At 61.4% G+C, this 26,949-nt stretch carries 26 protein-coding genes; 12 read left to right on the top strand and 14 right to left on the bottom strand.

Going from position 1 to position 26,949, the window contains the following annotated elements; all coding sequences use genetic code 11:
• Positions 1 to 140: 140 nt before the first annotated feature.
• On the bottom strand, positions 141 to 1,532 hold the full coding sequence (locus HX812_RS25630) for an L-cystine transporter (RefSeq protein WP_038850649.1): 1,392 nt from the start codon (positions 1,530 to 1,532) through the stop codon (positions 141 to 143).
• Between the two features lie 240 nt (positions 1,533 to 1,772).
• Here HX812_RS25630 and HX812_RS25625 point away from each other — a divergent pair, with 240 nt between their 5' ends.
• Positions 1,773 to 2,831, top strand: coding sequence for a hypothetical protein (locus HX812_RS25625; RefSeq protein WP_038850646.1), 1,059 nt, complete (start codon positions 1,773 to 1,775; stop codon positions 2,829 to 2,831).
• A gap of 131 nt (positions 2,832 to 2,962) precedes the next feature.
• On the opposite strand, the gene ilvD is transcribed toward HX812_RS25625, so the two are convergent.
• The 3 genes from ilvD to HX812_RS25610 all read right to left on the bottom strand — a co-directional run bounded on the left by ilvD (position 2,963) and on the right by HX812_RS25610 (position 7,544).
• Complete coding sequence (ilvD, locus tag HX812_RS25620; protein ID WP_016976011.1) at positions 2,963 to 4,804, bottom strand: dihydroxy-acid dehydratase; 1,842 nt, start codon at positions 4,802 to 4,804, stop codon at positions 2,963 to 2,965.
• 227 nt (positions 4,805 to 5,031) lie between these two features.
• Complete coding sequence (locus HX812_RS25615) at positions 5,032 to 6,222, bottom strand: MFS transporter (protein WP_038850643.1); 1,191 nt, start codon at positions 6,220 to 6,222, stop codon at positions 5,032 to 5,034.
• A gap of 125 nt (positions 6,223 to 6,347) precedes the next feature.
• Positions 6,348 to 7,544 carry a class I SAM-dependent rRNA methyltransferase gene (locus tag HX812_RS25610; RefSeq protein ID WP_033897037.1) on the bottom strand — a complete coding sequence of 399 codons (1,197 nt, stop codon included), beginning with the start codon at positions 7,542 to 7,544 and terminating at the stop codon, positions 6,348 to 6,350.
• Positions 7,545 to 7,731: 187 nt separating this feature from the next.
• On the opposite strand from HX812_RS25610, the gene HX812_RS25605 reads away from it, so the two are divergent.
• The gene (locus tag HX812_RS25605; RefSeq protein WP_177002757.1) at positions 7,732 to 8,544 is read left to right on the top strand and encodes an HDOD domain-containing protein; all 813 of its coding nucleotides are present in this window, start codon (positions 7,732 to 7,734) and stop codon (positions 8,542 to 8,544) included.
• 21 nt (positions 8,545 to 8,565) lie between these two features.
• Entirely contained in the window at positions 8,566 to 9,378 is an 813-nt protein-coding gene (gene mutM, locus HX812_RS25600; RefSeq protein WP_038850639.1) for a bifunctional DNA-formamidopyrimidine glycosylase/DNA-(apurinic or apyrimidinic site) lyase, read from the top strand.
• Here the strand turns inward: mutM and HX812_RS25595 are convergent.
• The 5 genes from HX812_RS25595 to HX812_RS25575 all read right to left on the bottom strand — a co-directional run bounded on the left by HX812_RS25595 (position 9,375) and on the right by HX812_RS25575 (position 13,947).
• Positions 9,375 to 9,626, bottom strand: a complete 252-nt coding sequence (locus HX812_RS25595) for a YfhL family 4Fe-4S dicluster ferredoxin (protein WP_017139475.1) — start codon at positions 9,624 to 9,626, stop codon at positions 9,375 to 9,377. The two genes, mutM and HX812_RS25595, sit on opposite strands and share 4 nt — an antisense overlap.
• 102 nt (positions 9,627 to 9,728) lie before the next feature.
• Positions 9,729 to 10,208, bottom strand: a complete 480-nt coding sequence (gene coaD / locus HX812_RS25590; protein ID WP_003176711.1) for a pantetheine-phosphate adenylyltransferase — start codon at positions 10,206 to 10,208, stop codon at positions 9,729 to 9,731.
• A gap of 103 nt (positions 10,209 to 10,311) precedes the next feature.
• Positions 10,312 to 11,907 (bottom strand): GMC family oxidoreductase, encoded by a 1,596-nt coding sequence (locus tag HX812_RS25585; protein WP_038850637.1) that lies wholly within the window; start codon positions 11,905 to 11,907, stop codon positions 10,312 to 10,314.
• Positions 11,908 to 11,945: 38 nt separating this feature from the next.
• Complete coding sequence (locus tag HX812_RS25580) at positions 11,946 to 12,491, bottom strand: hypothetical protein (RefSeq protein ID WP_038850634.1); 546 nt, start codon at positions 12,489 to 12,491, stop codon at positions 11,946 to 11,948.
• A gap of 28 nt (positions 12,492 to 12,519) precedes the next feature.
• Positions 12,520 to 13,947, bottom strand: coding sequence for a coniferyl aldehyde dehydrogenase (locus tag HX812_RS25575; protein WP_038850632.1), 1,428 nt, complete (start codon positions 13,945 to 13,947; stop codon positions 12,520 to 12,522).
• Positions 13,948 to 14,091: 144 nt separating this feature from the next.
• Here HX812_RS25575 and HX812_RS25570 point away from each other — a divergent pair, with 144 nt between their 5' ends.
• Both HX812_RS25570 and HX812_RS25565 read left to right on the top strand, forming a co-directional pair.
• On the top strand, positions 14,092 to 14,763 hold the full coding sequence (locus HX812_RS25570) for a TetR/AcrR family transcriptional regulator (protein ID WP_010207263.1): 672 nt from the start codon (positions 14,092 to 14,094) through the stop codon (positions 14,761 to 14,763).
• A 34-nt stretch (positions 14,764 to 14,797) separates the two neighbouring features.
• Positions 14,798 to 15,652: a sulfurtransferase gene (locus tag HX812_RS25565; protein WP_038850630.1), complete on the top strand. Its 855-nt coding sequence runs from the start codon at positions 14,798 to 14,800 to the stop codon at positions 15,650 to 15,652.
• On the opposite strand, the gene HX812_RS25560 is transcribed toward HX812_RS25565, so the two are convergent.
• The 4 genes from HX812_RS25560 to HX812_RS25545 form a co-directional block, all read right to left on the bottom strand.
• A complete protein-coding gene (locus HX812_RS25560; protein WP_038850628.1) occupies positions 15,639 to 16,631 on the bottom strand; it encodes a hydrolase in 993 nt (330 codons plus the stop codon). The two genes, HX812_RS25565 and HX812_RS25560, sit on opposite strands and share 14 nt — an antisense overlap.
• A 180-nt stretch (positions 16,632 to 16,811) precedes the next feature.
• Positions 16,812 to 17,429 (bottom strand): 16S rRNA (guanine(966)-N(2))-methyltransferase RsmD, encoded by a 618-nt coding sequence (gene rsmD / locus HX812_RS25555; protein WP_038850626.1) that lies wholly within the window; start codon positions 17,427 to 17,429, stop codon positions 16,812 to 16,814.
• A complete protein-coding gene (locus HX812_RS25550; protein ID WP_038850625.1) occupies positions 17,429 to 18,919 on the bottom strand; it encodes a pitrilysin family protein in 1,491 nt (496 codons plus the stop codon). Before HX812_RS25550 ends, rsmD begins: the two co-directional genes overlap by 1 nt.
• Positions 18,912 to 20,267, bottom strand: a complete 1,356-nt coding sequence (locus HX812_RS25545) for a pitrilysin family protein (RefSeq protein ID WP_038850623.1) — start codon at positions 20,265 to 20,267, stop codon at positions 18,912 to 18,914. Before HX812_RS25545 ends, HX812_RS25550 begins: the two co-directional genes overlap by 8 nt.
• Before the next feature lie 231 nt (positions 20,268 to 20,498).
• Between HX812_RS25545 and ftsY the strand changes: the two genes are divergently transcribed.
• The 4 genes from ftsY to rpoH all read left to right on the top strand — a co-directional run bounded on the left by ftsY (position 20,499) and on the right by rpoH (position 24,528).
• Complete coding sequence (gene ftsY / locus HX812_RS25540) at positions 20,499 to 21,857, top strand: signal recognition particle-docking protein FtsY (protein WP_038850621.1); 1,359 nt, start codon at positions 20,499 to 20,501, stop codon at positions 21,855 to 21,857.
• Entirely contained in the window at positions 21,854 to 22,525 is a 672-nt protein-coding gene (gene ftsE, locus HX812_RS25535) for a cell division ATP-binding protein FtsE (protein WP_003234627.1), read from the top strand. Before ftsY ends, ftsE begins: the two co-directional genes overlap by 4 nt.
• Positions 22,522 to 23,547, top strand: a complete 1,026-nt coding sequence (gene ftsX, locus HX812_RS25530) for a permease-like cell division protein FtsX (RefSeq protein ID WP_016976026.1) — start codon at positions 22,522 to 22,524, stop codon at positions 23,545 to 23,547. The genes ftsE and ftsX overlap by 4 nt, the downstream gene beginning before the upstream one ends.
• A gap of 126 nt (positions 23,548 to 23,673) precedes the next feature.
• Positions 23,674 to 24,528, top strand: a complete 855-nt coding sequence (gene rpoH / locus HX812_RS25525) for an RNA polymerase sigma factor RpoH (RefSeq protein WP_016972967.1) — start codon at positions 23,674 to 23,676, stop codon at positions 24,526 to 24,528.
• A gap of 125 nt (positions 24,529 to 24,653) precedes the next feature.
• Here rpoH and mtgA read toward each other — a convergent pair whose 3' ends face one another.
• Positions 24,654 to 25,376: a monofunctional biosynthetic peptidoglycan transglycosylase gene (mtgA, locus tag HX812_RS25520; RefSeq protein ID WP_038849395.1), complete on the bottom strand. Its 723-nt coding sequence runs from the start codon at positions 25,374 to 25,376 to the stop codon at positions 24,654 to 24,656.
• Positions 25,377 to 25,450: 74 nt separating this feature from the next.
• Between mtgA and HX812_RS25515 the strand changes: the two genes are divergently transcribed.
• The 3 genes from HX812_RS25515 to HX812_RS25505 all read left to right on the top strand — a co-directional run bounded on the left by HX812_RS25515 (position 25,451) and on the right by HX812_RS25505 (position 26,947).
• Positions 25,451 to 25,828: a DUF423 domain-containing protein gene (locus HX812_RS25515; protein WP_038849390.1), complete on the top strand. Its 378-nt coding sequence runs from the start codon at positions 25,451 to 25,453 to the stop codon at positions 25,826 to 25,828.
• Positions 25,829 to 25,899: 71 nt separating this feature from the next.
• A complete protein-coding gene (gene thiS / locus HX812_RS25510) occupies positions 25,900 to 26,100 on the top strand; it encodes a sulfur carrier protein ThiS (protein ID WP_015886354.1) in 201 nt (66 codons plus the stop codon).
• 52 nt (positions 26,101 to 26,152) lie between these two features.
• Positions 26,153 to 26,947, top strand: a complete 795-nt coding sequence (locus tag HX812_RS25505) for a thiazole synthase (RefSeq protein ID WP_016976029.1) — start codon at positions 26,153 to 26,155, stop codon at positions 26,945 to 26,947.
• The last annotated feature ends 2 nt before the right edge of the window (positions 26,948 to 26,949 follow it).

The raw sequence follows: 26,949 nt of genomic DNA, 5'->3' as shown, positions 1-26,949 counted from the left end.
GGCTTGCCCCGCGCTGGGTGGCGAAGCCACCCCAAATAAGACCGCCGCGTTGTGTCAGGTAGACTACGACATCCGGTTTTGGGGCGGCTTCGCCACCCAACGCGGGTGTAAGCCCGCTCACCACAGTTATTGGTTTGGCTTCAGGCCTGCGCTAACTCCGCATGCTCATCCGCATTCAACAGCGCTTTATCCGTCTGCCCCATGACCTGGCTGGTAATCGCCCCCGCCGTCATCGAACCATTCACGTTCAGCGCCGTACGACCCATGTCGATCAGCGGCTCTACGGAAATCAGCAGCGCCACCAGTGACACTGGCAAGCCCATGGCCGGCAGTACGATCAGCGCGGCGAAGGTTGCACCGCCGCCCACGCCGGCAACGCCTGCCGAACTCAAGGTCACAATCGCCACCAAAGTCGCGATCCACAGCGGGTCCAGCGGGTTGATGCCTACGGTCGGCGCGACCATCACCGCCAACATCGCCGGGTAAAGCCCTGCGCAGCCGTTCTGGCCAATCGTCGCGCCAAACGAGGCAGCGAAACCGGCGATGGATTGCGGGATGCCCAGGCGACGGGTCTGCGCTTCAATGCTCAGCGGGATCGCCGCCGCGCTGGAGCGGCTGGTGAAGGCAAACGTCAGCACCGGCCACACTTTGCGGAAGAAACGCAGCGGGTTGATCCCGGCCACGGACAGCAGCAGGCCGTGCACCACGAACATCAGGCCCAGCGCCAGGTACGACACCACCACAAAACTGCCGAGCTTGATGATGTCTTGCAGGTTGGAACCGGCCACCACCTTGGTCATCAGCGCCAGTACACCGTAGGGCGTGAGCTTCATCACCAGGCGCACCAGGCGCATCACCCAGGCTTGCAGGGTGTCGATGGCGTTAAGGACTTTCTGGCCTTTTTCCACGTCATCCTTGAGCAATTGCAGCGCGGCAACCCCCAGGAAGGCAGCGAAAATCACCACGCTGATGATCGAGGTCGGCTTGGCCCGTGCCAGGTCGGCAAACGGGTTGGCTGGCACGAACGACAGCAGCAGCTGCGGGATATTCAGGTCGGCGACCTTGCCCGCGTAATCACTCTGGATCACTTGCAGGCGCGCCATTTCCTGGGTGCCGGCCACCAGGCCCTCGGCGGTGAGGCCGAACAGGTTGGTCAGGCCGATACCGATCAGCGCCGCAATCGCCGTGGTGAACAGCAGCGTGCCGATGGTCAGGAAGCTGATCTTGCCCAGGGACGAGGCATTGTGCAGGCGTGCCACGGCGCTGAGGATCGAGGCAAATACCAGCGGGATCACGATCATTTGCAGCAGTTGCACATAGCCGTTGCCGACCAGGTCGAACCAGCCGATGGAGGCCTTGAGTACCGGATTGCCATCGCCGTAGATCGTGTGCAGAACGGTGCCGAACACCACGCCAAGTACGAGGGCAAATAGCACCTTCTTGGCGAGGCTCCAGTTAGTACGACGGGTTTGTGCCAGGCCCAGCAACAGGGCCACGAACACCAGTAAGTTGAGAATCAGGGGCAGATTCATTGAAGCTCCGTTGAGAAGGCAGCCAATCGCGTGAGCCTGCGATTGCGAACCGGAAAGCCTAACAGCTTGAAATATATTGATTTAATACCGATATGGAATGGCGACTGTCGTTTTTGGAATAAGTGTTTGACGCTCAGGCACATGCCGTTGGCGCGATCACGACGCAAGCGGTCGCGCTCGGGCGATAACTGTCACAGGGATTTGTTAGCGTCGATGTCTTTCACTCAGGGAGAAACGTTTATGAAGCTCGCTTCGAGATTGTTTGCCGCCGCGCTGTGCCTTGGCCTTGCCGGCCAAACCATGGCCGCCACCGAGTTGAAACACTGGCCAGCCCCGGCCGCCAAGCAACTGAACGAAATGATCGCCGCCAACGCCAACAAGGGTAACTTCGCGGTGTTCGACATGGATAACACTAGCTACCGCTACGACCTCGAAGAATCCCTGCTGCCCTACATGGAAAACAAAGGCCTGATCACCCGCGACAGCCTTGATCCATCCCTCAAGCTTATGCCGTTCAAAGACACCGCCGACCATAAGGAAAGTCTGTTCAGTTACTATTATCGCCTCTGCGAAGTGGACGACATGGTGTGCTACCCGTGGGTCGCCCAGGTGTTTTCGGGGTTCACTCTCAAAGAACTCAAAGTGCAGGTCGATGAGTTGATGGCCTCCGGCAAGCCCGTGCCCGTCAGCTATTTTGAAGGCGATGTGGTGAAGAAGTCCGAGGTGCAACCGCCGAAAGTCTTCACCGGCCAGGCCGAGCTGTACAACAAGCTGATGGAAAACGGCATCGAGGTGTATGTGATGACCGCCGCCTCGGAAGAACTGGTGCGCATGGTCGCCGCCGATCCGAAGTACGGCTACAACGTCAAACCCGAGAACGTCATCGGCGTGACCACCCTGCTCAAGGACCGCAAGACCGGCGAACTGACCACCGCGCGCAAACAGATCAGCGCTGGCAACTATGACGAGAAGGCCAACCTCGGCCTGGAACTCACCCCGTACCTGTGGACCCCGGCGACCTGGATGGCCGGTAAACACGCGGCGATCCTCACCTACATCGACGAGTGGAAAAAACCGGTGCTGGTGGGTGGCGACACGCCGACCAGCGATGGCTACATGCTGTTCCACGATGTGGACGTGGCCAAGGGCGGCATCCACCTGTGGATCAACCGCAAGGACAAATACATGACCCAACTGAACGGCATGATCGCCAAGCACGCGGCGGCGCAGGCCAAGGAAGGGTTGCCGGTGACGGCGGACAAGAACTGGGTGATCGTCAAGCCAGACGAGATCCAGTAAGCGTCTTAAGTCGAAGTGCGATCAGTGTGGGAGCAGGCAAGCCAGCTCCCACATTTGATCTTCAGTGGATTGGAGATTCGGCCAGACAAAAAAATGCCCCGCACTTGGCGGGGCATTTTCATGGGCGCAGCTTACAGACCGTCAAGCATCGCCTTGTTGCGCACAGCACCCTTGTCGGCACTGGTGGCCAGCAGGGCGTAAGCCTTCAACGCGGTCGTCACTTTGCGCGGACGCTTCTCCACTGGCTTCCAGCCTTTCTTGTCCTGCTCGACCCGGCGTGCCGCCAGTTCTTCATCGCTGATCAACAGGTTGATCGAGCGGTTCGGAATGTCGATCAGCACCTTGTCGCCATCCTGCACCAGGCCAATCGCGCCGCCGGCAGCGGCTTCTGGCGAAGCGTGGCCGATGGACAGGCCTGACGTACCGCCGGAGAAACGGCCGTCGGTCAGCAGGGCGCAGGCTTTGCCCAGGCCTTTGGATTTCAGGTAGGACGTCGGGTACAACATCTCCTGCATACCTGGACCGCCTTTCGGGCCTTCGTAGCGGATGATCACGATGTCGCCTTCCTTCACTTCGTCGGCGAGGATGCCGCGAACCGAGCTGTCCTGGCTTTCGTAGATCTTGGCGCGACCTTCGAAGACGTGGATGGACTCATCCACACCGGCGGTTTTCACCACGCAGCCGTCGAGGGCGATGTTGCCGTACAGCACGGCCAGGCCGCCTTCTTGGGAGTAGGCGTGCTCGACACTGCGGATGCAGCCGTTTTCACGGTCGTCGTCCAGGGTGTCCCAACGGGTCGACTGGCTGAACGCGGTTTGCGTCGGGATACCCGCCGGGCCAGCCTTGAAGAAGGTGTGCACGGCTTCGTCGTCCGTCTGGGTGATGTCCCACTTGGCGATGCCTTCGGCAATGGACTTGCTGTGCACGGTCGGCAGGTCGGTGTGCAACAGGCCGCCACGGGCCAGCGAACCCAGGATCGAGAAGATCCCGCCGGCGCGGTGCACGTCTTCCATGTGGTACTTCTGGATGTTCGGCGCGACTTTGCACAGCTGCGGCACGTGGCGGGACAGACGGTCGATGTCGCGCAGGTCGAAATCGATCTCGGCTTCCTGGGCGGCGGCCAGCAAGTGCAGGATGGTATTGGTGGAGCCGCCCATGGCGATGTCCAGGGTCATGGCGTTTTCAAACGCCTTGAAGTTGGCGATGTTGCGCGGCAACACCGACTCATCGTTGTCGTGGTAGTAGCGCTTGCACAGCTCGACGATGGTACGGCCGGCCTGCAGGAACAGTTGTTCACGGTCGCTGTGGGTGGCGAGGGTGGAACCGTTGCCCGGCAAGGCCAGGCCCAGGGCTTCCACCAGGCAGTTCATCGAGTTGGCGGTGAACATGCCGGAGCACGAACCGCAGGTTGGGCAGGCGCTGCGCTCGTATTCCGCGACCTTCTCGTCAGAAGCGCTGGAATCGGCTGCGATGACCATGGCGTCGACCAGGTCCAGGCCGTGGGAGGCGAGCTTGGTCTTGCCGGCTTCCATCGGGCCGCCGGACACGAAGATCACCGGGATGTTCAGGCGCAGGGACGCCATCAGCATGCCAGGCGTGATCTTGTCGCAGTTGGAGATGCAGACGATGGCGTCGGCGCAGTGGGCGTTGACCATGTATTCCACGGAGTCGGCGATGATCTCGCGGCTCGGTAGGGAATACAGCATGCCGTCATGGCCCATGGCGATGCCGTCATCCACGGCAATGGTGTTGAATTCCTTGGCGACACCGCCAGCGCGTTCGATCTCGCGGGCGACCAGTTGGCCCAGGTCCTTGAGGTGGACGTGGCCCGGTACGAACTGGGTGAACGAGTTGGCAATCGCGATGATCGGCTTCTTGAAGTCGTCATCTTTCATCCCCGTGGCACGCCACAGTGCGCGCGCGCCGGCCATATTGCGGCCGTGGGTGGATGTTTTCGAGCGGTAATCTGGCATGGAGCACTCCGGGCGGCTAATCGGTATCAAAGGGGAGTGAGCTTCTAATTGACGTCAGGAACACCCGAAAAATGGCCGTGTGTCCGGAAGTTGCCACTCGCGTCGCGGGATCGCCGCTTGCTTGGGCCTCGAGCTCATAAACCCGCCGGGGGATGACTGGCGATGAATAAGGCCGATTCTACACCGCTGGCGCCTGGAGGGAATGGCCGAAACCGTGAAGATAGCGGCTACGGGACGTGCGGGTGGCGCCGTGCCCATGCGTTCAAGACCAGGGCGACGATGCTCAGCATCAGAAAGCACAGACCCAGCGCCGTGCTCAGGTAGTGGGTAAAGGTACTGATGAAGGCACTGATAAGGCCACCGGCAATGAACAGCACCGCTGCAACGGCTGATGCCGCCGTACCTGCATTGTCTGGAAACAAGCTCATGGCCTTGGAGTTGGAAATAGGTCGGGTGATGGTGGTGCCTGCGGTGCAGAGCAGCATGGGCACCAGCACGGTCGCGATTGATACGCCGAACTGATAGGCCAGGAACAACATGACCCCGCCCGAGATCGCGATCAGCACCAGCCCGATGGCCATCTGGGTCGCAGCCGGTAGCCGTTTGTGCAGGAAACCAGCACAGATTCCGCCCATTACGTAAGCGGCGCCGTAGAGGAGCAAGGTCAGGGAGTACTCATGGGGCGACAACTGCAACTGGTCCATGAAAATCAGCGGTGACACCACGATGAATGAGAAATGGCAGGCGAACGTAATGGCCGAGATCGTGGCATAGCTGGCGAAGTGGCGGTTGGCGAAGACCTTGGCGTAGGCCTTGAGCAGGCTCTGGTGGCTCGGTGCTGCTTGAGGCAAGCCGCCGTGGAGCAGCCGATGCGCCATGATCAAGGTTGCGGCACACAGCGCGATAAACACATAGAAGCTGGCTTGCCATCCCCAGTGCAGTTGCAGCCACGCGCCCAGCAGCGGGGAAATCGATATGAAGATGCCTCCGGCCGTGACCATTGCGATCCGCAACCGCTCCTGTTCTCTGCCGAAGAACAGGTCTTGCACCAGTGCTTGGGACAATATGAAACCGCCGCAGCCCATGGCCTGGATAACACGGAAGAACAGAAATTGCGGTGTGTTGCTGGCCGCCAGGCACCCGGCCGCGCCAATGATTGCAACGGCCATGCTGGCCAATAGCAGCTTCTTGCGGCCGATCCTGTCGGACAGCGGGCCGATCAACAGCATGGAGCAGGAAAAACCGATGGCGAACAGGCTGACTGAGCGGGCGATCTGGGTGGTCGAGGTGGAGAAGTGTTCCGCCAGGGCGGGAAAGGAAGGCAGCACGACGTCAAGCGGGAAGACGCCCAGCAGGGTCATGGTCATCAGCCAGAAAACAATGAAGGGTTTTTCAGCGTGCGTGATTGCCGTCGACATGGGCGGGCCTCGATTCCGTGAGGCGCTCGAGGATCAAGTTTATGTAAGGGAAAGTCAAAGACTGGAGCGGTACGAACTTTCATAAAAGCCTGTAGGAGCCCTAAGGCGCCTACAGGCCAACGGCATCAGCTGTTCGGCAGCAACCGGCACGTAATGCTCTTGATGTAACGCGTCTCGTCGATCGCGGGGTGAACCGGATGATCGGGACCCTGGCCACCGCGCTCCAGCATCTGGATATTGCGGTCGAGGTGACGGGCGCTGGTCAGCAGGATGTTTTGCAGGCTGTCCTCCGGCAAGTGCATGGAGCACGATGCGCTGACCAGGATGCCGTCCTTGCTGAGCAGGCGCATGGCTTGCTCGTTCAGGCGGCGGTAGGCGCCTTCGCCGTTCTTCATGTCTTTTTTGCGCTTGATGAAGGCCGGTGGGTCGGCAACGATCACGTCGAAGCGTTCTTCGCTGGCTTTCAGTTCTTTCAAGGCTTCGAACACGTCGCCTTCGATGCAGGTCATCTTCTCGGCAAAGCCGTTCAGCGCGGCGTTGCGCTCCACGCCGTCGAGGGCGAAGGCGGAGGCGTCGACGCAGAACACTTCACTGGCGCCGAAGGCCGCAGCTTGCACGCCCCAGCCGCCGATGTAGCTGTACAGGTCGAGTACGCGCTTGCCTTTGGCATACGGGGCCAGGCGTGCGCGGTTCATGCGGTGGTCGTAGAACCAGCCGGTCTTCTGGCCCTGGATCACCGGGGCTTCGAATTTCACGCCGTTCTCTTCCAGCGCAACCCACTCCGGCACCAGGCCGAACACGGTTTCGACGTAGCGGTTGAGGCCTTCGGCGTCGCGCGCGGCGGAGTCGTTCTTGAACAGAATGCCGCTCGGCTTGAGCACTTGGGTCAGCGCGGCGATCACGTCTTCTTTATGGGCTTCCATGGTCGCCGAGGCGATCTGCACCACGAGGATGTCGCCGAAACGGTCGACCACCAGGCCTGGCAACAGGTCGGAATCGCCGTAGACCAGGCGGTAGAACGGCTTGTCGAACAGGCGATCACGCAGGGACAGGGCGACGTTCAGGCGGTGCACCAGCAGCGACTTGTCCAACGGCAGCTTGATGTCGCGCGACAGCAGGCGGGCGCAAATCAGGTTGTTCGGGCTCATGGCCACGATGCCCAGGGTCTTGCCGCCGGCCGCTTCCAGGATAGCCTGGTCGCCTGCCTGGAAGCCGTGGAGTGGGGTGGCGGCCACGTCGATTTCGTTGCTGTAGACCCACAGGTGGCCGTTGCGCAAACGACGATCGGCGTTGGCTTTGAGACGCAGGCTTGGCAGGGACATGACGTCGCTCCGGAAAAAAGAGCGGGAGTATACCTTGTTGTGTAGGAAATGGCCGGGTAGCCGGATGTGCGGGAAGGTGTCAGCACGCGGCGGATAAGGGTTAGAATCCCCGCCTAGCCCAGAGTGTGTACTTATGTCCCAAGAGCTTTCCTCCGAACAGATCCAGCAGGCCCTGCAAGGCATCAGCGTGCCGCCTCAACCGCAAATCATGGTGGATTTGCAGATGGAGCAGTACATGCCCGATCCGGACCTGGAAGTGATCGCACGGTTGATCGCCCAAGACCCGGGTCTTTCCGGCGCATTGCTGAAGATCGTCAACTCGTCGTATTTCGGCCTGAGCAACAAGATCGCCTCGATCCAGCGCGCGGTGAACCTGCTGGGCAGCCGTTCGATCATCAACCTGATCAACGCGCTGTCGATCAAGGGCGAAATGAGCGACGACACCATCGTCACCCTCAACCGCTTCTGGGACACCGCCCAGGATGTGGCCATGACCTGCCTCACCCTGGCCAAGCGTACCGGCGCCCAGGCGGTGGACGAAGCCTATGCCTTGGGCCTGTTCCACGATTGCGGCGTGCCGCTGATGCTCAAGCGCTTCCCCAACTACATGTCGGTGCTGGAGCAGGCTTATGCCAATGCCGGCCCCGACTGCCGCGTGGTCGACACCGAGAACAACGCGTTCAACACCAACCACGCCGTGGTCGGTTACTACACCGCCAAGTCCTGGCGCCTGCCGGAACATGTGACCGACGCCATCGCCAACCACCACAACGCCTTGGCGGTGTTCAGCGATGAGTCGTCGCGCAATTCACAGCTGAAAAACCTGCTGGCGATCCTGAAGATGGCCGAGCACATCTGCTCGTCCTATCGCGTGCTGGGCAACCAGGCGGTGGACCATGAGTGGAATGCCATCGGCCATCTGGTGCTGGACTACGTGGGCCTGTCGGACTACGACTTCGAAAGCATGAAGTTGTCGATCCGCGAGCTGGGCGCCCACTGACCCTTTCTTCAAGAGGTACACATGCCCGAGTTACCCGAAGTCGAAACCACCCGACGCGGCATCGCGCCACACCTGGAAGGCCAGCGGGTCAGCCGCGTAGTCGTGCGTGAACGGCGCCTGCGCTGGCCGATCCCGGAAGACCTCGATGTGCGCCTGTCCGGGCAGCGCATCGTGCTGGTGGAGCGGCGGGCCAAGTACCTGCTGATCAATGCCGAAGTGGGCACTTTGATCAGCCACTTGGGTATGTCAGGCAACCTGCGCCTGGTGGAAGTCGGCATGCCGGCGGCCAAGCATGAGCATGTGGACATCGAGTTGGAGTCGGGGCTGGCGCTGCGTTACACCGACCCTCGACGCTTCGGCGCGATGCTCTGGAGCCAGGACCCACACAACCATGAGTTATTGATCCGCCTGGGGCCGGAGCCGCTGACGGATCTGTTTGATGGCGAGCGGTTGTTCCAACTGTCCCGTGGCCGTTCGATGGCGGTGAAGCCGTTCATCATGGACAACGCGGTGGTGGTGGGCGTGGGCAATATCTACGCGACCGAAGCACTGTTTGCGGCGGGGATCGACCCGCGTCGCGAGGCGGGCGGCATTTCGCGGGCGCGTTACTTGAAGCTGGCAATCGAGATCAAGCGCATCCTAGCCGCCGCCATTGAGCGCGGCGGCACCACGCTGCGCGACTTTATCGGCGGCGACGGGCAGCCGGGGTATTTCCAGCAGGAACTGTTTGTCTATGGCCGGGGCGGCGAGGCGTGCAAGGTCTGCGGGAGCGAATTGCGCAATGTGGTGCTGGGGCAACGCGCGAGCGTGTTTTGCCCCAAATGTCAGTCTTAGGCTTTACCGGTAATCAATCGGTACTTGGCCATCAACTGCTCTTCCGTCTCCGGATGAGCCTCATCCAGCGGGATGCAATCCACCGGGCATACTTGCTGGCATTGAGGCTCGTCGTAGTGGCCGACACACTGGGTGCACAGATTGGGGTCGATCACGTAGATTTCTTCGCCCTGGGAAATCGCGGCGTTCGGGCACTCGGGTTCGCAGACGTCGCAGTTGATGCAATCGTCGGTGATGATCAGGGACATGGAAACTCCTGCCAGGGCCGTCAGCCAAGGCATCTGAAAACTAATGCGCGCAATTGTGCCGCATTGGCGCCCGCAGTGCGAGCAGGCGCCGATTGAACGGTGTTACTTCTTGAAGCGCAGCGTCAGCGCATCTGCTACAGCCGGATGCACGAACTTGGTGATATCCCCGCCCAAAGCGGCGATTTCTCGGACCAACGTCGAGGAAATGAACGAATAACGTTCCGACGGCGTGAGGAACAGACTTTCCACGTCCGGCGCCAACTGGCGGTTCATGTTGGCCAGCTGGAATTCATATTCGAAATCCGACACTGCACGCAGGCCGCGCAGGAACACATTGGCGTTCTGCTCTTTGGCGAAATGCGCCAGCAGCGTGGAAAAGCCCACCACTTCCACGTTGGGCAGGTGTTTGGTGACCTCACGCGCCAGCTCCACGCGCTGTTCCAGGGGAAACAGCGGGTTTTTCTTGGGGCTGGCTGCGACCGCGATGATCACATGGTCGAACAAGCGTGAGGCACGTTCGACCAGATCGCCATGGCCTTTGGTAATCGGGTCGAAGGTTCCTGGGTACAACACTCGGTTCATCGCGTCGTCCTGGCGGAGTCCGTTGGGGAACCGGATGGTATCGCAGCCATCCCGGTCGGCCAAGTCGACTTATGTAGATACATACCGCTAATCGCGCGTTTTTTCATGCCGTTTTCAGACGTTCGGCCAATGCTGTCGCCAATTGGGCGGTCAAACCGTACACCGATAATTGTGGATTGGCCCCAATGCTGGTGGGGAATAATGACCCGTCGTGGATCGACAGGTTGCGCAACTGATGGTGGCGACCAAGGCTGTCGGCTACTGCATTTTTCGGGTCTTCGCCCATGGCACAACCGCCCATCACATGGGCACTGCCCAGGCAGGTGCGGTGCAGTTCCAGGTTGAGTTCCTCGATCATCGTGCGCGCTTCGCCCAAGGTTTTCACGTAGCGCGCATCGTGATGCAGCGGCTTGACCGACTTGGCGCCCGCGGCGAACTGGATCTCGGCCATGCTGTGGAACGCACGGCGCAAGCCATCCCAGGCGTAGTCCGACACTTGATAGTCGAGCACCGGCGTACCATCACCGCGCAACTCCACGCTGCCGCCGGGGCTGTCGGGGTGGAAACCATCGCGCAGCAGCGCCAGCATCGCGTGGGTATTGGGCAATTGGCTCATGTCCAGGGCGTTCTGGGTGCCATAACCACCGAGCAACGTACTGGCCAGCGCAGGATGTAAGGGCGGTGCCTCCAGCTTGTAGGACATTTTGCCAGTGGTGCCGTCCTGCCACTGGAAATGGTCGGAATAGATCGATTGCGGCGCGCCGTAGAACGGGTTGATCACCTCATCGAACAACCCGGCGGAGAAATTCACCAGATGCAGGAAGGTACGCTTGCCAAGCCGCTTGTGTGGGTCGGGCGCATCCGAACGCATCAGCAGCGCCGGGCTGTTGATGCCGCCGCCGGACAGTACGTAGTGCTTGGCCTTCACGGTGATCTTGCGACCGGTCGGTGCCACGCATAGGTTGTCCATGGCCACGCACTCCAGGCTGCTGATCGTGTCGCCGCTGTAGATCAGGCGTTCGGCGCGGGCCAGGTAGAGCAGTTCGCCGCCCTTTTCCAGGGTGGACGGAATCGTGGTCACCAGCATCGACTGCTTGGCATTGACCGGGCAACCCATGCCGCAATACCCCAGGTTGAAGCAGCCGCGCACATTGCGCGGGATCACGTGCCAGCTGTAGCCGAGCTTCTCGCAGCCTTTGCGGATCACATCGTTGTTGGGATTGGGCGGCAGGGCCCAGGGCGCGATGCCTAGGCGCTGCTCCATCTTTTCGAACCACGGCGCCATTTCGGCGCTGCTATGCCCCTTCACCGCATATTCGCTGGCCCAGTGGCTGAGCGTGGCGTCCGGGGTACGGAAGCTCGATGTCCAGTTGATCAGCGTCGTGCCGCCTACTGCACGGCCCTGAAGGATGGTGATCGCGCCATCCTTGCTCATGCGGCCGATGCCCTCCTGATACAGGCTGGTGTAGGCCTCGTCTTCCAGCAACTTGAAATCGCTGCTGGTCTTGAGCGGACCCTCTTCGATCAGCAGCACCTTGTAGCCGGCGGCGCTGAGGATTTCCGCGGTGGTACCGCCACCGGCACCGCTGCCGATGATCGCCACATCGGCTTCCAGCGTCAGGTCGTTGTCGAGGGCGGCGCCATTGTGGGTTTTCCAGCCACGGGCCATGCCGTCGCGGAAGGGATCGGGTACGGGCATCAGGGTCGTCTCTAGTTTTTATTGTGGGGGGAGGCGATTCAAATTTTCGGCGGGCCGGGGTAACCGCAATGGGCCCAGGACGCCGGCTGGAAGTACCAGGCCATGACCACCAGCTTGAGCAGCGAGCCCTGGCCCATGCGCAGCAGGTTGAGGTAGCTGTTTTCCCAGCGGTGCAGAAAGTTGCGGATTTGCTCGCCGCTGGCGTTTTCCCAACTGCCCCAGATCCCGGTCAGCGGGCCACGGGTGATGGCCATGCCCAACACGTCGAACAGTTGCTGGGTGAGCTTGAACATCTCCGGCGACAGCCGCTGCAGGCTGAAATCGAGCTTCTTGAGGGTGTCTTCAACACCGCTGGCAACTGCCTGAGCACTGGCCACACCTTCCAGCAACACCGGGATCAAGGCGCGCAGGAACGGCAGATCACTGCTACGCAACATCACGAAACCGCTGGCCGGCGTGCTGCTGGAGCAACCGCTGAGGCTGGCGCCCAGCCCGGCGGTGGCCAGGAAGGCGCTGGCGCACAGGCCGATTTTCAGGACGCCGCGCCGCGACAGCGCGGGTGTTTCAGTCAGGCTAGGGTTCATTGTTATTGTTATCCCGTGGGTGGCGGTTTCAGCGGACGAACAGCTTCTGGATCAACTTCTGGATCGATTTGCCGTAGGGCGGATAGATCAACTTCGCCGCGTTCAGGCGCTGTTTCACCAGCACGCCTTTGGCTTTGCTGAAGGTGAGGAAGCCTTCGTGGCCGTGGTAATGGCCCATGCCCGAAGGGCCGATGCCGCCGAACGGCATGTCGTCCTGGGCCACATGCAGCAGGGTGTCGTTCAGGCACACCCCGCCGGAATGGGTTTCGTGGAGCACACGGTCCTGCTCGCCCTTGTTGTAGCCGAAGTAATACAGGGCCAGTGGCCGAGGGCGTTGGTTGATGTAGGCAAAGGCCTGGTCGATGCCGCGATACGGCACGATCGGCAGCACAGGGCCGAAGATTTCGTCCTGCATCACGGTCATGTCATCGCTGACATTCAACAACAGGCTGTGGGCCATGCGCCGCGCCTGGCCTTGGTCGTACAGCGGAATCAGGGTGGCGCCTTTGTCGGTGGCGTCCTTGACGTAGGCGTTGAGCCGGGCCAGTTGTCGTTCGTTGATGATGGCCGTGTAGTCCGGGTTGTCGACCAGGGTCGGATAGAACCCGCGAACGGCCTGGGTGTAGGCCTCCACGAAACCCTCGACGCGATCTTCCGGCACCAACACGTAGTCCGGTGCCACGCAGGTTTGCCCCGCGTTCAGCGCTTTGCCGAAGGCGATGCGTTCGGCAGCGTCCTTGAGCGGTACATCGGCGGACACGATGGCGGGCGACTTGCCACCCAATTCCAGGGTGACCGGCGTGAGGTGTTCGGCGGCTGCACGCATCACATGCTTGCCAATGCTGGTGGCGCCGGTAAACAGCAGGTGATCGAAGGGCAGCTTGGAGAAGGCCATGCCGACTTCTGCCTCACCCAGCACCACGCACACCAGGTCCTCGGGGAAGATCTTCGCCAGCAGTGCCTTGAGCAACTCGCCGGTGGCGGGGGTGGACTCGCTGAGCTTGAGCATCACCCGATTGCCCGCCGCCAATGCGCCGACCAACGGGCCGATAGCCAGGTACAACGGGTAGTTCCAGGGCACGATCACGCCCACCACGCCCAGGGGTTGATAGATGACTTTGGCTGACGCGGGCTGGAAGGCAATGCCTACGGCGCGACGGGAAGGTTTCATCCAACCCTTGAGGTGTTTGCTGGCGTAGTGAATGCCGTGCAGGCTGGGCATCAGTTCGGCGAACAGGGTTTCGTCCGCACTGCGGTGGCTGAAGTCCTGGCTGATCGCGTTGATCAGCGCCTGGCGCTCGTCGCTGAGCAGGTCGCGCAGGGACTTGAGCCATTGCTGGCGTTGTGCGGCCGGCGGCATCGGGTTGGCGGCGTAGGCGCGGCGCTGGGTGTCGAACAGGTCTTGGAGCTGGTCCAGCACCTGGGAATCTTGCAGATAGGCAACGTTGGCAGACATGGCGGCGTTCCCGATTGTTATAGGTCTGCCTGGATTTTTAGAGTCATTGCTCTAAATTGTCAAATGTCATTACGCAGTTGCGGATTTATCCCTGCAAGATTAGGCCGTAAGATGCCCCATCACGTGTACAGAAGCTGATCCCCTATGGCACCACGAGTAAAGACCAGCGAGCGCATTGTGCAAACCAGCCTGGAGCTTTTTAACCAGCAGGGCGAGCGCAGTGTGAGCACCAACCACATCGCCGCCCACATGGAAATTTCGCCGGGCAACCTGTACTACCACTTCCCCAACAAGCAGGCGATCATCGCCGTGCTGTTTCGCGAATATGAAGCGCTGGTGGACAGTTTCCTGCGCCCGCCCCAAGGCCGTGCCGTCACCGTCGAAGACAAACGTTTCTACCTGCAGGCCGTGCTGGCCGGCATGTGGCGCTACCGTTTCCTGCACCGCGACCTCGAACATCTGCTGGAAAGCGACCCGGAACTGGCGACCGGCTATCGGCGCTTTTCCCAGCGCTGCCTGACCCAGGGCGGGGCTATTTACCAAGGGTTTGTCGATGCCGGCATCCTCAATATGGACCCGGTGCAAACCGAAGCCCTGACCCTCAACGCCTGGATCATCCTCACCTCCTGGGTGCGTTTCTTGTGCACCACCAATGAAAACTCTGCCCATTTGAGCGCCGAGGCGATCAAGCGTGGGGTGTATCAGGTGCTGGTGCTGGAGGCCGGGTTTGTCACCCCTCAAGCCAAAGACGCCGTGGATGCATTGTTCAAAGAGTTTTACGTGCCGTTGAATCAGGCATTGGAAGAAGTGAAGTAGGACCTTTCCCGAATCTGTTCACTAGGAGTCCGTCATGCCGCTTGCCCAACTGATCAGCCCCCAGCAACTGGCCGAGCGCCAGAAGGCCGGCGGGGTGGTGATCCTGGATTGCCGTTTTGCCTTGGAAGACCCGGACTACGGGCGTTGCAGCTATGCCGAGGGGCATATCGAAGGCGCGCAATACGCCGACCTGGAGCGACACCTCAGTGGCCCGGTGACCAAGGGCGTCACGGGACGTCACCCATTGCCGGCGGCGGACACCTTGGGCCAGCAATTGCGGGCGTGGGGCATCAACGCAGATACCGAAATCGTGCTGTACGACGACGGCCCCGGCGCCTATGCCGCCCGCGCCTGGTGGCTGCTGGCCTGGCTGGGCAAGCGCGATGGCGTGTTTATCCTGGATGGCGGCCTCAAGGCCTGGCACGCCGCAGGTTTCCCGCTGAGCCTGGACGCGCCGCTGGTTGAGCCTGGGACGTTCGCTGGTATGCCGGACAACCGCTTGTTGCTGGACGCCGAACACCTGCAAAAACGCCTGGGCCAGCCGGGATTGACGCTGATCGATGCCCGCGCTCAACCACGCTTTCGTGGCGAAGTGGAGCCGATTGACCCGATCGCCGGGCACATCCCGGGCGCGCAATGTGCGGCCTTCAACGAAAACCTGGGCGCGGACGGCCGCTTCCTGCCGGCTGAACAGCTCAAGCAGCGCTTCGCCGCCCAACTGCAAGGCCGCTCGCCGGATGAACTGGTGGCGTATTGCGGTTCGGGCGTGACGGCGTGCCACAACCTGTTCGCCCTGAGCTTGGCGGGTTACCCGTTGGGCAAGTTGTATGCGGGGTCATGGAGCGAGTGGATTACTGATCCGACGCGGGCAATCGCTACCGGCGACTGAGCAACCAGGCGGGAATACGGCGCTCCAGGTAATAACCGGGGCGCTTGAGGGTGCCATCGACAAACCCCACATGCCCACCCTTGGCCAGCAGCTCAAACTCCGTGCACGCCGATAATTCACTCGCCTCGGGCAGGCTATGGGCGAACACAAACGGGTCATCGGCGGCCTGGATGATCAGGGTGGGCGTGCGGATATCGCCCAGGTAATAGCGGCTCGACGCACGGCGGTAATAGTCCTCGGCACTCAGAAACCCGTGGAGCGGCGCAGTCACCCGCCCATCGAAATCCCAGAACGTACGCATCTTTTCCAGTGAGCCCAAGGCTTCCAGGGTTTTGAGCCCATCTGCCTGGCCGTCCTGCAGAAAACGACGCTGCTTGACGCGGATATACGCCAGCATTTCACGCATGAAGTGCTTCTGATAAACCCGCGAAAAGCCCAGGCCGATGCGGTCTGCACATTGGTCCAGGCGAAACGGCACCGACACCGCCGCCGCGCCTTGCAGTCCCGATGCCGCGCCGGTTTCGCCCAGGTGCTTGAGCAACACATTGCCGCCCAGCGAATAACCCACGGCATACAGCGGCGCCAACGGCCGCTTGGTGCGCAGATGGGCAATCGCTGCCGCGAGGTCTTCGCTGGCACCGGAGTGATAGCTGCGCGCCAACAGATTCGGTTCGCCCGAACAGCCACGCCAGTTCAACGCGGCGCTGGCCCAGCCTTGCGCAGCCAGGGCTTTTTGCAGGCCGGCCACGTAAGGCGAGTTGGATGAACCGGTCAGCCCGTGCAGCACCAGCACCAACGGCGCTTGCGCGTCGTGGGGGCCATGCCAGTCGAGGTCGAGGAAGTCGCCGTCTTCCAGCCACAGGCGCTCGCGTTGGCGGTCGATGTGGGTGGTGGGACGCCACAGCGGCCCCCACAGTGTTTGCAGGTGGGGGTTGCCGAGGCCGAAGGCGGGGGTGAACAGGTGGGTAGAAGGCTTCATGAAACTCTCAGCAGCAAGCACATTTAACTGTGGCGAGGGAGCTTGCTCCCGCTGGGCTGCGCAGCAGCCCTATCAAGAGCGCCGCGTTTGTTCAGTCAGAGCACGGTTGCAGGTTTTGGGGCTGCTTTGCAGCCCAGCGGGAGCAAGCTCCCTCGCCACAACAAACCCGCTCACCACAGTTTAAGCGGCGCTTTCGACCAGCCGATGCCACAACGCGTAATACACCCGTCCGGACTTCTGCTCCCTGTGCAGGCGCCAGCTTGCCGGCAGGCCCAGGGTCGAAGGCGCGGTCTCGCTTTCAGTGTAGATCCACGCATCCGGCGCCAGCCACTGACGTTCTTCCAGCAGCGTGCACACGGTCGGCAGCAGGTTCTGGTTGAACGGCGGGTCGAGGAACACCACGTCGAACGGGCTGGCTGGCTGGGTTTCCAGGTACCGCAGCGCGTCGGCGGTTTGCACCTGGCCATTGGTGCAGCGCAGGGTGCCCAGGTGTTCCTTGAGGCTGGAGACTGCGATATTACTCGCATCCAGCGCCTGAGCCTGGGCGGCGCCACGGGACAACGACTCCAGGAACAACGCGCCACTGCCGGCAAACGGGTCCAGCACCTTGGCGCCCGCGATGTACGGCGCGAGCCAGTTGAACAGGGTTTCACGCACGCGGTCCGGCGTCGGGCGCAGGCCGACCACGTCAGGGAAGCTCAGCTTGCGGCTGCGCCATTCGCCGCCAATGATGCGCAGCTGGCCCACACCGTTATGCACGTTGTGGACAGGTTTTTTCGGGCGAGATGAACTGGCCATTAATGCTCCGGAACCCCGAGCGGCTGCTCGGCGGGTTTGTCAGTGGGGGGCGGTAGTGGCTTTTGCGCAATCGTCGGGCCGGCGGTCACGATGACCATCTTGTCGGCGCTCAAGTGTTTGTTCATGGCAGCCTTGACCTGCTCTACGGTCAGGGCCTGGGATTGTTTCATGAAATCTTCCAGATAGGTCAGCGGCAGGTTGTAGAAACCCATCGCGCCCAACTGCCCGGCGATATCGGCGTTGCTCGCGGTGGACAGTGGGAAGCTGCCAGCCAGCTCACGCTTGGCGTCATCCAGTTCCTTTTGCGTCGGGCCGTTGTCGAGGTAGTCCTTCACCACGTCTTCCACCAGGCGCAGGGTGCCGCCGCTCATTTCGGCGCGGGTCTGCAGCTGGATCATGAACGGGCCGCGCACCTGCATCGGTGAAAAGCCGGAGTACACGCCATAGGTGAGGCCGCGTTTTTCACGCACTTCGCTCATCAGGCGGGTGCCGAAACCACCGCCGCCAAGGATCTGGTTACCCAGGGACAAAGCCGCATAGTCCGGGTCGGCGCGGTCGATGCCCAGTTGGGCGAACAGCAGGTGCGTCTGCTTGGACGGGAATTCGATGCGGTTCAAACCCGGCTTGGGTTCGGTCGGCTGGGCGATTTTCGGCAAGGCCGGGCCTTTAGGCAGCGAGGCGGAAATCTTGCCGGTCATGGCTTCGGCTTCGGCGCGGGTCAGGTCACCCACCACCGCGATCACCGCGTTGCCGGCCGCATAGGCCTTGGCATGGAACCCCTGCAACTGCGCCAGGGTAATCTTCGGAACGCTCTCCGGCGTGCCTTCGCTCGGGTGCGCGTAAGGGTGGTCGCCATAGAGGCGCTTGAACAACTCCAGGCTCGCCAGCTTGCCGGGGTTCTGCTTCTGGTACTCGAAGCCGGCGAGGATCTGGTTCTTGATCCGCGCCAGGGAGTCGGCGGGGAAGGTCGGCTTGCCGATCACCTGGTCAAACAGGCTCAGGGCGGCGTCGCGTTTATCGCTGTCGCTGAGGCTGCGCAGGGACACCAGCGCCATGTCGCGGTACGCGCCATTGCCAAAGTCCGCGCCCAGGCCCTCGAAGTCACGGGCGATCTGGCTTACATCCTTGCCCGGCACGCCTTCGTTGAGCATGGCGTTGGTCATCAGCGCCAGGCCCGGCACGTTGCCGTCCTGGCTGCTGCCGGCGGCGAACAGGATGCGCACATCGAACATCGGCAGTTCATGAGCTTCGACGAACAGCACCTTGGCGCCTTCGGCGGTGGTCCAGGTTTGTACGTCGAGCTTGCGGTTGGTCGGTGCCTTGTCGTCCAGCTCTGCCAGGGATTGCAGTTTGTTGCTCGACTGGGCTTTTTCCAGCGCCGGGCTGGCGACGGAGTCGCTCGGACGCAGGAAATACACGGCACTGGCGGCGATCAGGGTGACAACGATCAGGCCGGGGAAAATCAGGCGGCTGCTTTTGCGATCACTCATGAGCGGTCTCCAGAGGCAAGACATGGGCGACGCTGAGACGTTCGCGGGTGAAATAGGTTCGCGCGGCTTTCTGGATATCCTCCGGGGTCACGCTTTGCAGGTCGGCAAGCTCGGTGTCCATCAGTTTCCAGGACAGGCCAACGGTCTCCAGGGAGCCAATGGCCGTGGCCTGGCTGGTGATGGAATCACGCTGGTAGACCAGGCCGGCAATCACCTGGGCGCGGATGCGTTCCAGCTCTTCGGCGGTCGGCGGCTTTGCCTTCAGCTCTTCCAGCAGACGCCACAGGCCGGCTTCGGCTTGGGCGACGGTCTTTTTCTTCTGCTGATTGGGCGTGGCGGTCAGCATGAACAGGGTGTCGCCACGGGTGTAGGCGTCGTAGTTGGTGGAGGCGGCGGACACCAGCTCTTCACCGCGCTCCAACTGTTCGGAGATCCGTGCACTGTAGCCGCCGTCCAGCAACGCCGAGATCAGGCGCAAGGCCTGCACCGAGCGTTTGTCTTCGGCGGTGGCCAGGGCAGGCACGTTGAAGCCCAGGATCACGCTTGGCAGTTGGGTCTGCACCTTCATGGTCAGCAGACGCTCGCCAGGCTCGGCGAGTTCCATCGGGATCTTGGCCGGTGGCACGTCACGCTTGGGAATCGGGCCAAAGTAGCGCTGGGCCAGGTTTTTCACCTCGTCCGGGGTGACGTCGCCGACCACCACCAACGCGGCATTGTTCGGCACGTACCAGGATTGGTACCAGTGACGCAGCTCTTCGACCTTCATGCGGTCCAGGTCGGCCATCCAGCCGATGGTCGGCGTGTGATAGCCGCTGGCCGGGAAAGCCATGGCCTTGAAGCGCTCGTAGGCCTTGGACATCGGGTTATCGTCGGTGCGCAGGCGGCGCTCCTCCTTGATGACCTCGATTTCGCGGCTGAACTCGTCGGCCGGCAGGCGCAGGCTGGCCATGCGGTCGGCTTCCAGTTCGAAGGCGACGCCCAGGCGATCACGGGCCAGTACTTGGTAGTAGGCGGTGTAATCGTCGCTGGTGAAGGCGTTCTCTTCGGCGCCCAGGTCGCGCAGGATCAGCGAGGCTTCGCCGGGGCCGACTTTGGCGCTGCCCTTGAACATCATGTGTTCCAGGGCGTGGGACAAACCGGTCTGGCCCGGGGTTTCGTAGCTCGAACCAACCTTGTACCAAACCTGGGAAACCACCACTGGCGCGCGATGATCTTCGCGTACGACCACCTTCAGGCCGTTGTCCAGGGTGAATTCATGGGTGGGTTGTGGGTCGGCAGCCAAGGCTGAAAGAGGCAGACAAACTGTGCTGAACAGCAGGCCTGCGGCGCGGCGGGCTAGAGCATTCATTCGTTTTTAAACCTGTTGGGCTGCCCGCTTGGTCTTAGCGTCGGCGGGCGAGGAGGTGCTAGGATACTGATCCGACTGAGTGACGGCCACTGCGGCTGTCTTGTTGAGGCCCTATTTTGGCCTTCAAAATGTTGCGCATGAACGAGCTGGCTAAAAAACAGTCTGTTACGCATCGAATTTTATTTACCGACGCGCCTACTGGCGCGTCGCTACCTTGAGATAGCCGTCTCCATGTTTGGTTCCAACGACGACAAGAAGACCCCAGCTGCGGCTGGCGAGAAAAAAGGCCTGTTCGGATGGCTGCGCAAAAAGCCGCAGGAAACCGTCGACGAACAGCCGCCGGTTCAGCCTGAACCCATCCCTGAGCCTATAGTAGAAGCCGAGCCGGTCGCGCAAGCGCCGGAGCCGGTGGTGTTGCCGATGGCCGAGCCGGTGCTGCAGCCGGTGGTCGAAGCTGAGCCTGAGCCTGAGCCTGAGCCAGAACCAGAACCAGAACCAGAGCACAAGCCCTGGCCAGAACTGCCGGTGGCCGAAGAGCCCGTGGCCCTGGTCGAAGATGTACAGGCTGAGCACGTGACTCCGCCGATTCCGGCTGTGGTCGAGGTCGCTGCGCCTGCGGTGATCGAGCCAGAACCCGTGGCAGCTGCCGTCGAAACCAGCAAGACCGGCTTCTTTGCCCGCCTCAAGCAGGGCCTGAGCAAGACCAGCGCCAGCATCGGCGAAGGCATGGCCAGCCTGTTTCTCGGCAAAAAAGTCATCGATGACGAACTGTTGGAAGACATCGAAACCCGTCTGCTCACCGCCGACGTGGGCGTCGAAGCCACCGCCGTGATTATCCAGAGCCTCACGCAGAAGGTCGCGCGCAAGCAACTGACGGACGCCGATGCGCTGTACAAATCCCTGCAGGCCGAGCTGGCCGCCATGCTCAAGCCTGTTGAGGCACCGCTGGTGATCACCCCGAACAAGCCGTTCGTGATCCTGGTAGTGGGCGTCAACGGCGCTGGCAAGACCACCACTATTGGCAAGCTGGCCAAGAAGCTGCAATCCGAAGGCAAGAAAGTCATGCTGGCCGCCGGCGATACCTTCCGCGCCGCAGCGGTTGAGCAGCTGCAGGTGTGGGGCGAGCGCAACAAAATCCCGGTCATCGCCCAACACACCGGCGCCGATTCCGCCTCGGTGATCTTCGATGCCGTGCAAGCCGCCAAGGCCCGCAACATCGACGTGTTGATCGCCGATACCGCCGGTCGCCTGCACACCAAAGACAACCTGATGGAAGAGCTGAAGAAAGTCCGTCGCGTGATCGGCAAGCTCGATGCAGACGCGCCGCACGAGGTTCTGTTGGTGCTTGACGCGGGCACGGGCCAGAACGCCATCAGCCAGGCCAAACAATTCAACCAGACGGTGCAACTGACCGGCCTGGCATTGACTAAGCTCGACGGCACGGCCAAGGGCGGCGTGATTTTTGCCCTGGCCAAACAGTTCGGGTTGCCGATTCGTTATATCGGCGTCGGTGAAGGCATCGACGACCTGCGCACCTTTGAAGCCGAACCCTTTGTACAGGCACTGTTTGCCGAGCGGGAGCGTTCATGATTCGATTCGAACAGGTCGGTAAACGCTATGCCAACGGGCATGTGGGCTTGCATGAGCTGAGCTTTCGAGTGCGTCGCGGCGAGTTTCTGTTTGTAACCGGGCACTCCGGTGCCGGCAAAAGTACCTTGTTGCGCCTGCTGCTGGCCATGGAACGCCCGACTACCGGCAAGTTGCTGCTGGCGGGCCAGGACCTGGCCACCATCAGCAATGCGCAGATTCCGTTCCTGCGCCGCCAGATCGGCGTAGTTTTCCAGAACCACCAGTTGCTGTTCGACCGCACCGTGTTCAATAACGTGGCGTTGCCGTTGCAGATCCTCGGGCTGTCCAAGGCCGAGATCGTCAAGCGCGTGGATTCGGCCCTGGAGCGCGTGGCGCTGTCGGACAAGACCGATCTCTACCCCGGCGACCTGTCCACCGGCCAGCAACAGCGCGTCGGCATTGCCCGCGCCATCGTCCATCGGCCGGCCCTGCTGCTGGCGGACGAACCCACCGGTAACCTCGACCCGCGCCTGGCGGCCGAGATCATGGGGGTGTTCGAAGACATTAACCGGCTGGGCACCAGCGTGCTGATCGCCAGTCACGACCTGGCGCTGATCGCGCGTATGCGCCATCGCATGCTGACTCTGCAGCGCGGCCGCCTGATCGGTGACGGGGAGGCCGGCGTATGAGTGCGACACGCAGCCCTAAAGTCTCCGAGCGCGTGGCGCCGAAACCGGCCGATCCGCAACCACCGAAGAAAAAACACGATCACGACGATGATGGCCCGGACTTCAGCACCTTGCTGCGCGCCTGGATCGAAAGCCATCGCGCCAGTCTGGTCGACAGCCTGCGCCGCTTGGGCAAGCAGCCGATTGGCAGCTTTTTCACCTGCCTGGTGATGGCAGTGGCCCTGAGCCTGCCGATGGGTTTGTCGCTGCTGCTCAATAATGTGGAGCGCCTCGGCGGTTCCTGGCAGCGTGCGGCGCAGATCTCGCTGTACTTGAACATCGACGCCAGCGCCAAAGATGGCGAAGCGTTGCGTGACGACATCAAGAACATTCCAGGCGTGGCGGATGCCGAGTACATCAGTCGCGACCAGGCCCTTGAAGAGTTCCAGCAACAATCCGGCCTCGGCGAGGCGCTCAAGGAGCTGCCACAGAACCCGCTGCCGGGCGTGGTACTGGTGACGCCGAATGAAGTCGACAAGCCGGCGCTGGAAGCCCTGCGGCAAAAACTCGCAGAGATGCCCAAGGTGCAACAGGCGCAGCTTGATCTAGTCTGGGTAGAGCGCCTGGCGGCGATCCTCAAGCTGGGCGACCGCTTTGTGTTCGGCCTGACGGTGCTGTTGGTGTCTGCATTACTTTTGGTGATAGGTAATACCATTCGTCTTCATATTGAAAACCGTCGCACCGAGATAGAAGTGATTAAACTGGTCGGCGGCACGGACAGCTATGTGCGTCGTCCTTTTCTGTACATGGGCGCGCTTTATGGTTTCGGTGCCGGGATTTTGTCCTGGGGCGTGCTGGCGTTCGGCCTGGACTGGCTGAACGACGCGGTGGTCGGGCTGGCCGGACTCTACGGCAGTGATTTTGCGCTGGCCGGTGTGCCGGTAGCCGATGGTCTGAGTCTCTTGCTTGGCGCGGTATTGTTGGGGTATATCGGTGCTTGGATTGCGGTCGCTCGTCATTTACGCGAGTTGGCACCGAAGTAGTTAATGTCAGATTAATGTGGTTTCGTTTGTATTGACCGTATTGGTGGTTTAGGGAACTTGTCCTACGGTTCCCGGTCAATTTTCGCAGTGCTTCACTGCACGAGTTATGTAAGTCGGAGGTTTTGTATGACCACTTCTTTGCAACCTGCATATGCCTTGGTCCCGGGTGCGAACCTGGAAGCCTATGTGCACACGGTCAACAGCATTCCATTGCTGACGCCCGAGCAGGAGCGTGAACTGGCCGAGAGTCTCTACTATGAGCAGGATTTGGGGGCGGCTCGGCAGATGGTGCTCGCCCACCTGCGTTTTGTCGTACATATCGCCCGTAGCTACAGCGGCTACGGCCTGGCCCAGGCTGACCTGATCCAGGAAGGCAACGTTGGCCTGATGAAGGCTGTGAAACGCTTCAACCCGGAAATGGGTGTACGTCTGGTGTCGTTTGCCGTGCACTGGATCAAGGCGGAAATCCACGAGTTCATCCTGCGCAACTGGCGCATCGTGAAAGTGGCGACCACCAAGGCCCAGCGCAAGTTGTTCTTCAACCTGCGCAGCCAGAAGAAACGCCTGGCGTGGCTGAACAATGAGGAAGTCCACCGCGTGGCCGAAAGCCTCGGCGTGGAGCCCCGTGAAGTGCGCGAGATGGAAAGCCGTCTGACCGGCCATGACATGGCCTTCGACCCAGCCGCCGAAGCGGACGACGACAGCGCCTTCCAATCGCCGGCCAACTACCTGGAAGACCACCGGTACGACCCGGCGCGTCAACTGGAGGATGCGGACTGGAGTGACAACTCCAACCACAACCTGCACGAAGCGCTGGAAGTGCTCGACGACCGCAGCCGTGACATCCTCTACCAGCGCTGGCTGGCGGAAGACAAAGCTACGCTGCACGACTTGGCGCAGAAGTACAACGTGTCGGCCGAGCGGATTCGTCAGCTTGAGAAAAGCGCGATGAACAAGCTGAAGTTGTCGATCGCCGCCTAAAACGCGACGCGGTCTAAATGTGGGAGCGGGCTTGCTCGCGAAAGCTGAGTGTCAGTCACTGGAGATATTGACTGATCCACCGCTTTCGCGAGCAAGCCCGCTCCCACATTTGTTTCTGTGTTGTGTCAGTCGGACCAGGGGGCCTTGCGCGAGTTATTCAACTCCACCAAATAGCCATCCCCACCCAACTGACTCATCTGCTGCCGAATCCACGCTGCGCGCCGCGCCACATACGCCGTCGGATGACTGGCACTCCACACCCGAGGGTTAGGCAACACTGCCGCCAGATAGCTGGCCTGCTGCCGCGAAAGCCCCTTGGCACTCACGCCGAAGTGATGCCGCGCCGCTGCTTCCGCGCCAAACACCCCCTCATCCCACTCAACACTGTTGAGATACACCTCAAGAATCCGCTGTTTGGGCCACAACACCTCGATCAACCCGGTAAACCAGGCTTCCAGGCCTTTGCGCAAATAACTGCGGCCGGTCCACAGGAACAGGTTTTTCGACACCTGCTGGCTCAACGTACTGGCGCCACGAATCGAGCCGCCGCGCTCGTTGTGCAGGATCGCCGCCTGGATCGCACCGAAGTCAAAGCCCCAATGCTGCGGGAAGCGTTGGTCTTCGCCGGCCATCACCGCCACTTTGAGGTCGTCGGAGATCTCATCCCACGGCACCCAGGTGCGCTGCAGGTCAATGGGTTCGCCGTCGAACCAGGATTCAACCTTGCGTTCCACCATCAGCGCGGTGAACGGCGGCGGGACGACACGAAACAGCAACACCAGCAGCACACTGCCGATGGCAAACCATTTCACGACGTTGAGAAAGCGTTTGAAGAGGAGACGCAGCATAGAGATGGCTTGGCCGAACCCGTTGAGCGGGCCATTATACAGACCCGGCCCTTTGAGTCTGACTGGAGTTCCTCATGTTGCGTGGCTTTCTGATGTTGGCTGCCTTTTTTGGCTTTACCGGTGTCGCCCTCGGCGCGTTTGCTGCCCATGGCCTGAAAAACCGCTTGAGCGCCGAGTACCTGGCGATCTTCCATACCGGCGTGACCTACCAACTGGTGCATACCCTGGCGTTGTTCGGTGTGGCGTTGCTGGCGGCGCATATTCCTGGCCGGTTGGTCAGCTGGGCGGGCATCTCGTTTACCGTCGGCATCCTGTTGTTCTCCGGCAGCCTGTATGTGCTGACGCTGACAGGTTTCAGCAAGCTAGGCATCATCACGCCGTTTGGTGGGCTGGCGTTCGTTTTAGGTTGGTTTTTCCTCGGTCTGGCGGCATGGCGCCTGCAGGCCGCCTGACCAAGGGGCTTGGGCCGGCAACGTCAATCGGGCTAGAATGCGGGCCCCTTAAAACGATGGCGGCCCGTGGCATGCGCATTCAGTTGAACGGCGAATCCTTTGAACTGCCCGACGGTGAAACCGTTGCGGCCCTGCTGACGCGCCTGGACCTGACCGGGCGTCGCGTCGCAGTGGAACTCAACCTGGATATCGTCCCGCGTAGCCTGCACGCCGAAACTGCGCTCACCGAAGGTGACCAGGTCGAAGTGGTCCACGCCATCGGCGGCGGCTAGTCGCGCAGCTTCCTGAATTCTGCAGAACCTCACCCCATTTCGAGGATTTCCCATGAGCATCGTTCGTAGCGACAAGCCCTTCGTCCTGGCCGGTCGTACCTTCCAGTCCCGTCTGCTGGTCGGCACCGGCAAGTACCGCGACATGGAAGAAACCCGCCTGGCCATCGAAGCCTCGGGCGCCGAGATTGTCACCTTCGCCGTGCGCCGCACCAACCTGGGCCAGATCGAAGGCGAGCCGAACCTGCTCGAAGTGCTGTCGCCAGATCGCTACACCTTCCTGCCGAACACCGCCGGTTGCTATGACGCCATCGAAGCCGTGCGCACCTGCCGCCTGGCGCGTGAGCTGCTCGACGGCCATAACCTGGTGAAGCTGGAAGTGCTGGCCGACCAGAAAACCCTGTTCCCCAACGTGATCGAAACCCTCAAGGCCGCTGAAACGCTGGTCAAGGAAGGCTTCGACGTGATGGTCTACACCAGCGATGACCCGATCATCGCGCGCCAACTGGCAGAAATCGGCTGCATCGCCGTCATGCCACTGGCCGGCCTGATCGGTTCCGGCCTGGGTATCTGCAATCCGTACAACCTGCAGATCATCCTGGAAGAAGCCAAGATCCCGGTGCTGGTGGATGCGGGCGTAGGCACAGCCTCCGACGCGACCATCGCCATGGAGCTGGGCTGCGACGCGGTGCTGATGAACTCGGCCATCGCCCATGCCCAGCAGCCGATCATGATGGCGCAAGCCATGAACCACGCCATCGTCGCGGGCCGCCTGGCCTACCTCGCCGGCCGTATGCCGAAAAAACTCTACGCCAGCGCCTCCTCGCCGCTGGATGGTCTGATCAAGTAAGA

It is taken from the genome of Pseudomonas sp. IPO3749, assembly GCF_013386605.1.
Lineage (GTDB): Bacteria > Pseudomonadota > Gammaproteobacteria > Pseudomonadales > Pseudomonadaceae > Aquipseudomonas > Aquipseudomonas azotoformans_A.
This window is presented reverse-complemented; position numbering and strand designations above follow the sequence as displayed.

What these genes read in the sequence shown, in the direction of transcription:
- HX812_RS25565 (WP_038850630.1), top strand. Translation starts at nt 14,798, where the DNA reads ATGCCGCTTGCCCAACTGATCAGCCCCCAGCAACTGGCCGAGCGCCAG.
- HX812_RS25570 (WP_010207263.1), top strand. Translation starts at nt 14,092, where the DNA reads ATGGCACCACGAGTAAAGACCAGCGAGCGCATTGTGCAAACCAGCCTG.
- ftsE (WP_003234627.1), top strand. Translation starts at nt 21,854, where the DNA reads ATGATTCGATTCGAACAGGTCGGTAAACGCTATGCCAACGGGCATGTG.
- HX812_RS25515 (WP_038849390.1), top strand. Translation starts at nt 25,451, where the DNA reads ATGTTGCGTGGCTTTCTGATGTTGGCTGCCTTTTTTGGCTTTACCGGT.
- rpoH (WP_016972967.1), top strand. Translation starts at nt 23,674, where the DNA reads ATGACCACTTCTTTGCAACCTGCATATGCCTTGGTCCCGGGTGCGAAC.
- coaD (WP_003176711.1), bottom strand. Translation starts at nt 10,208, where the DNA reads ATGAACCGAGTGTTGTACCCAGGAACCTTCGACCCGATTACCAAAGGC.
- ilvD (WP_016976011.1), bottom strand. Translation starts at nt 4,804, where the DNA reads ATGCCAGATTACCGCTCGAAAACATCCACCCACGGCCGCAATATGGCC.
- HX812_RS25615 (WP_038850643.1), bottom strand. Translation starts at nt 6,222, where the DNA reads ATGTCGACGGCAATCACGCACGCTGAAAAACCCTTCATTGTTTTCTGG.
- mtgA (WP_038849395.1), bottom strand. Translation starts at nt 25,376, where the DNA reads ATGCTGCGTCTCCTCTTCAAACGCTTTCTCAACGTCGTGAAATGGTTT.
- mutM (WP_038850639.1), top strand. Translation starts at nt 8,566, where the DNA reads ATGCCCGAGTTACCCGAAGTCGAAACCACCCGACGCGGCATCGCGCCA.
- HX812_RS25585 (WP_038850637.1), bottom strand. Translation starts at nt 11,907, where the DNA reads ATGCCCGTACCCGATCCCTTCCGCGACGGCATGGCCCGTGGCTGGAAA.
- HX812_RS25625 (WP_038850646.1), top strand. Translation starts at nt 1,773, where the DNA reads ATGAAGCTCGCTTCGAGATTGTTTGCCGCCGCGCTGTGCCTTGGCCTT.
- ftsX (WP_016976026.1), top strand. Translation starts at nt 22,522, where the DNA reads ATGAGTGCGACACGCAGCCCTAAAGTCTCCGAGCGCGTGGCGCCGAAA.
- HX812_RS25630 (WP_038850649.1), bottom strand. Translation starts at nt 1,532, where the DNA reads ATGAATCTGCCCCTGATTCTCAACTTACTGGTGTTCGTGGCCCTGTTG.
- HX812_RS25505 (WP_016976029.1), top strand. Translation starts at nt 26,153, where the DNA reads ATGAGCATCGTTCGTAGCGACAAGCCCTTCGTCCTGGCCGGTCGTACC.
- HX812_RS25595 (WP_017139475.1), bottom strand. Translation starts at nt 9,626, where the DNA reads ATGTCCCTGATCATCACCGACGATTGCATCAACTGCGACGTCTGCGAA.
- HX812_RS25560 (WP_038850628.1), bottom strand. Translation starts at nt 16,631, where the DNA reads ATGAAGCCTTCTACCCACCTGTTCACCCCCGCCTTCGGCCTCGGCAAC.
- thiS (WP_015886354.1), top strand. Translation starts at nt 25,900, where the DNA reads ATGCGCATTCAGTTGAACGGCGAATCCTTTGAACTGCCCGACGGTGAA.
- HX812_RS25545 (WP_038850623.1), bottom strand. Translation starts at nt 20,267, where the DNA reads ATGAATGCTCTAGCCCGCCGCGCCGCAGGCCTGCTGTTCAGCACAGTT.
- HX812_RS25610 (WP_033897037.1), bottom strand. Translation starts at nt 7,544, where the DNA reads ATGTCCCTGCCAAGCCTGCGTCTCAAAGCCAACGCCGATCGTCGTTTG.
- HX812_RS25580 (WP_038850634.1), bottom strand. Translation starts at nt 12,491, where the DNA reads ATGAACCCTAGCCTGACTGAAACACCCGCGCTGTCGCGGCGCGGCGTC.
- HX812_RS25575 (WP_038850632.1), bottom strand. Translation starts at nt 13,947, where the DNA reads ATGTCTGCCAACGTTGCCTATCTGCAAGATTCCCAGGTGCTGGACCAG.
- ftsY (WP_038850621.1), top strand. Translation starts at nt 20,499, where the DNA reads ATGTTTGGTTCCAACGACGACAAGAAGACCCCAGCTGCGGCTGGCGAG.
- HX812_RS25550 (WP_038850625.1), bottom strand. Translation starts at nt 18,919, where the DNA reads ATGAGTGATCGCAAAAGCAGCCGCCTGATTTTCCCCGGCCTGATCGTT.
- rsmD (WP_038850626.1), bottom strand. Translation starts at nt 17,429, where the DNA reads ATGGCCAGTTCATCTCGCCCGAAAAAACCTGTCCACAACGTGCATAAC.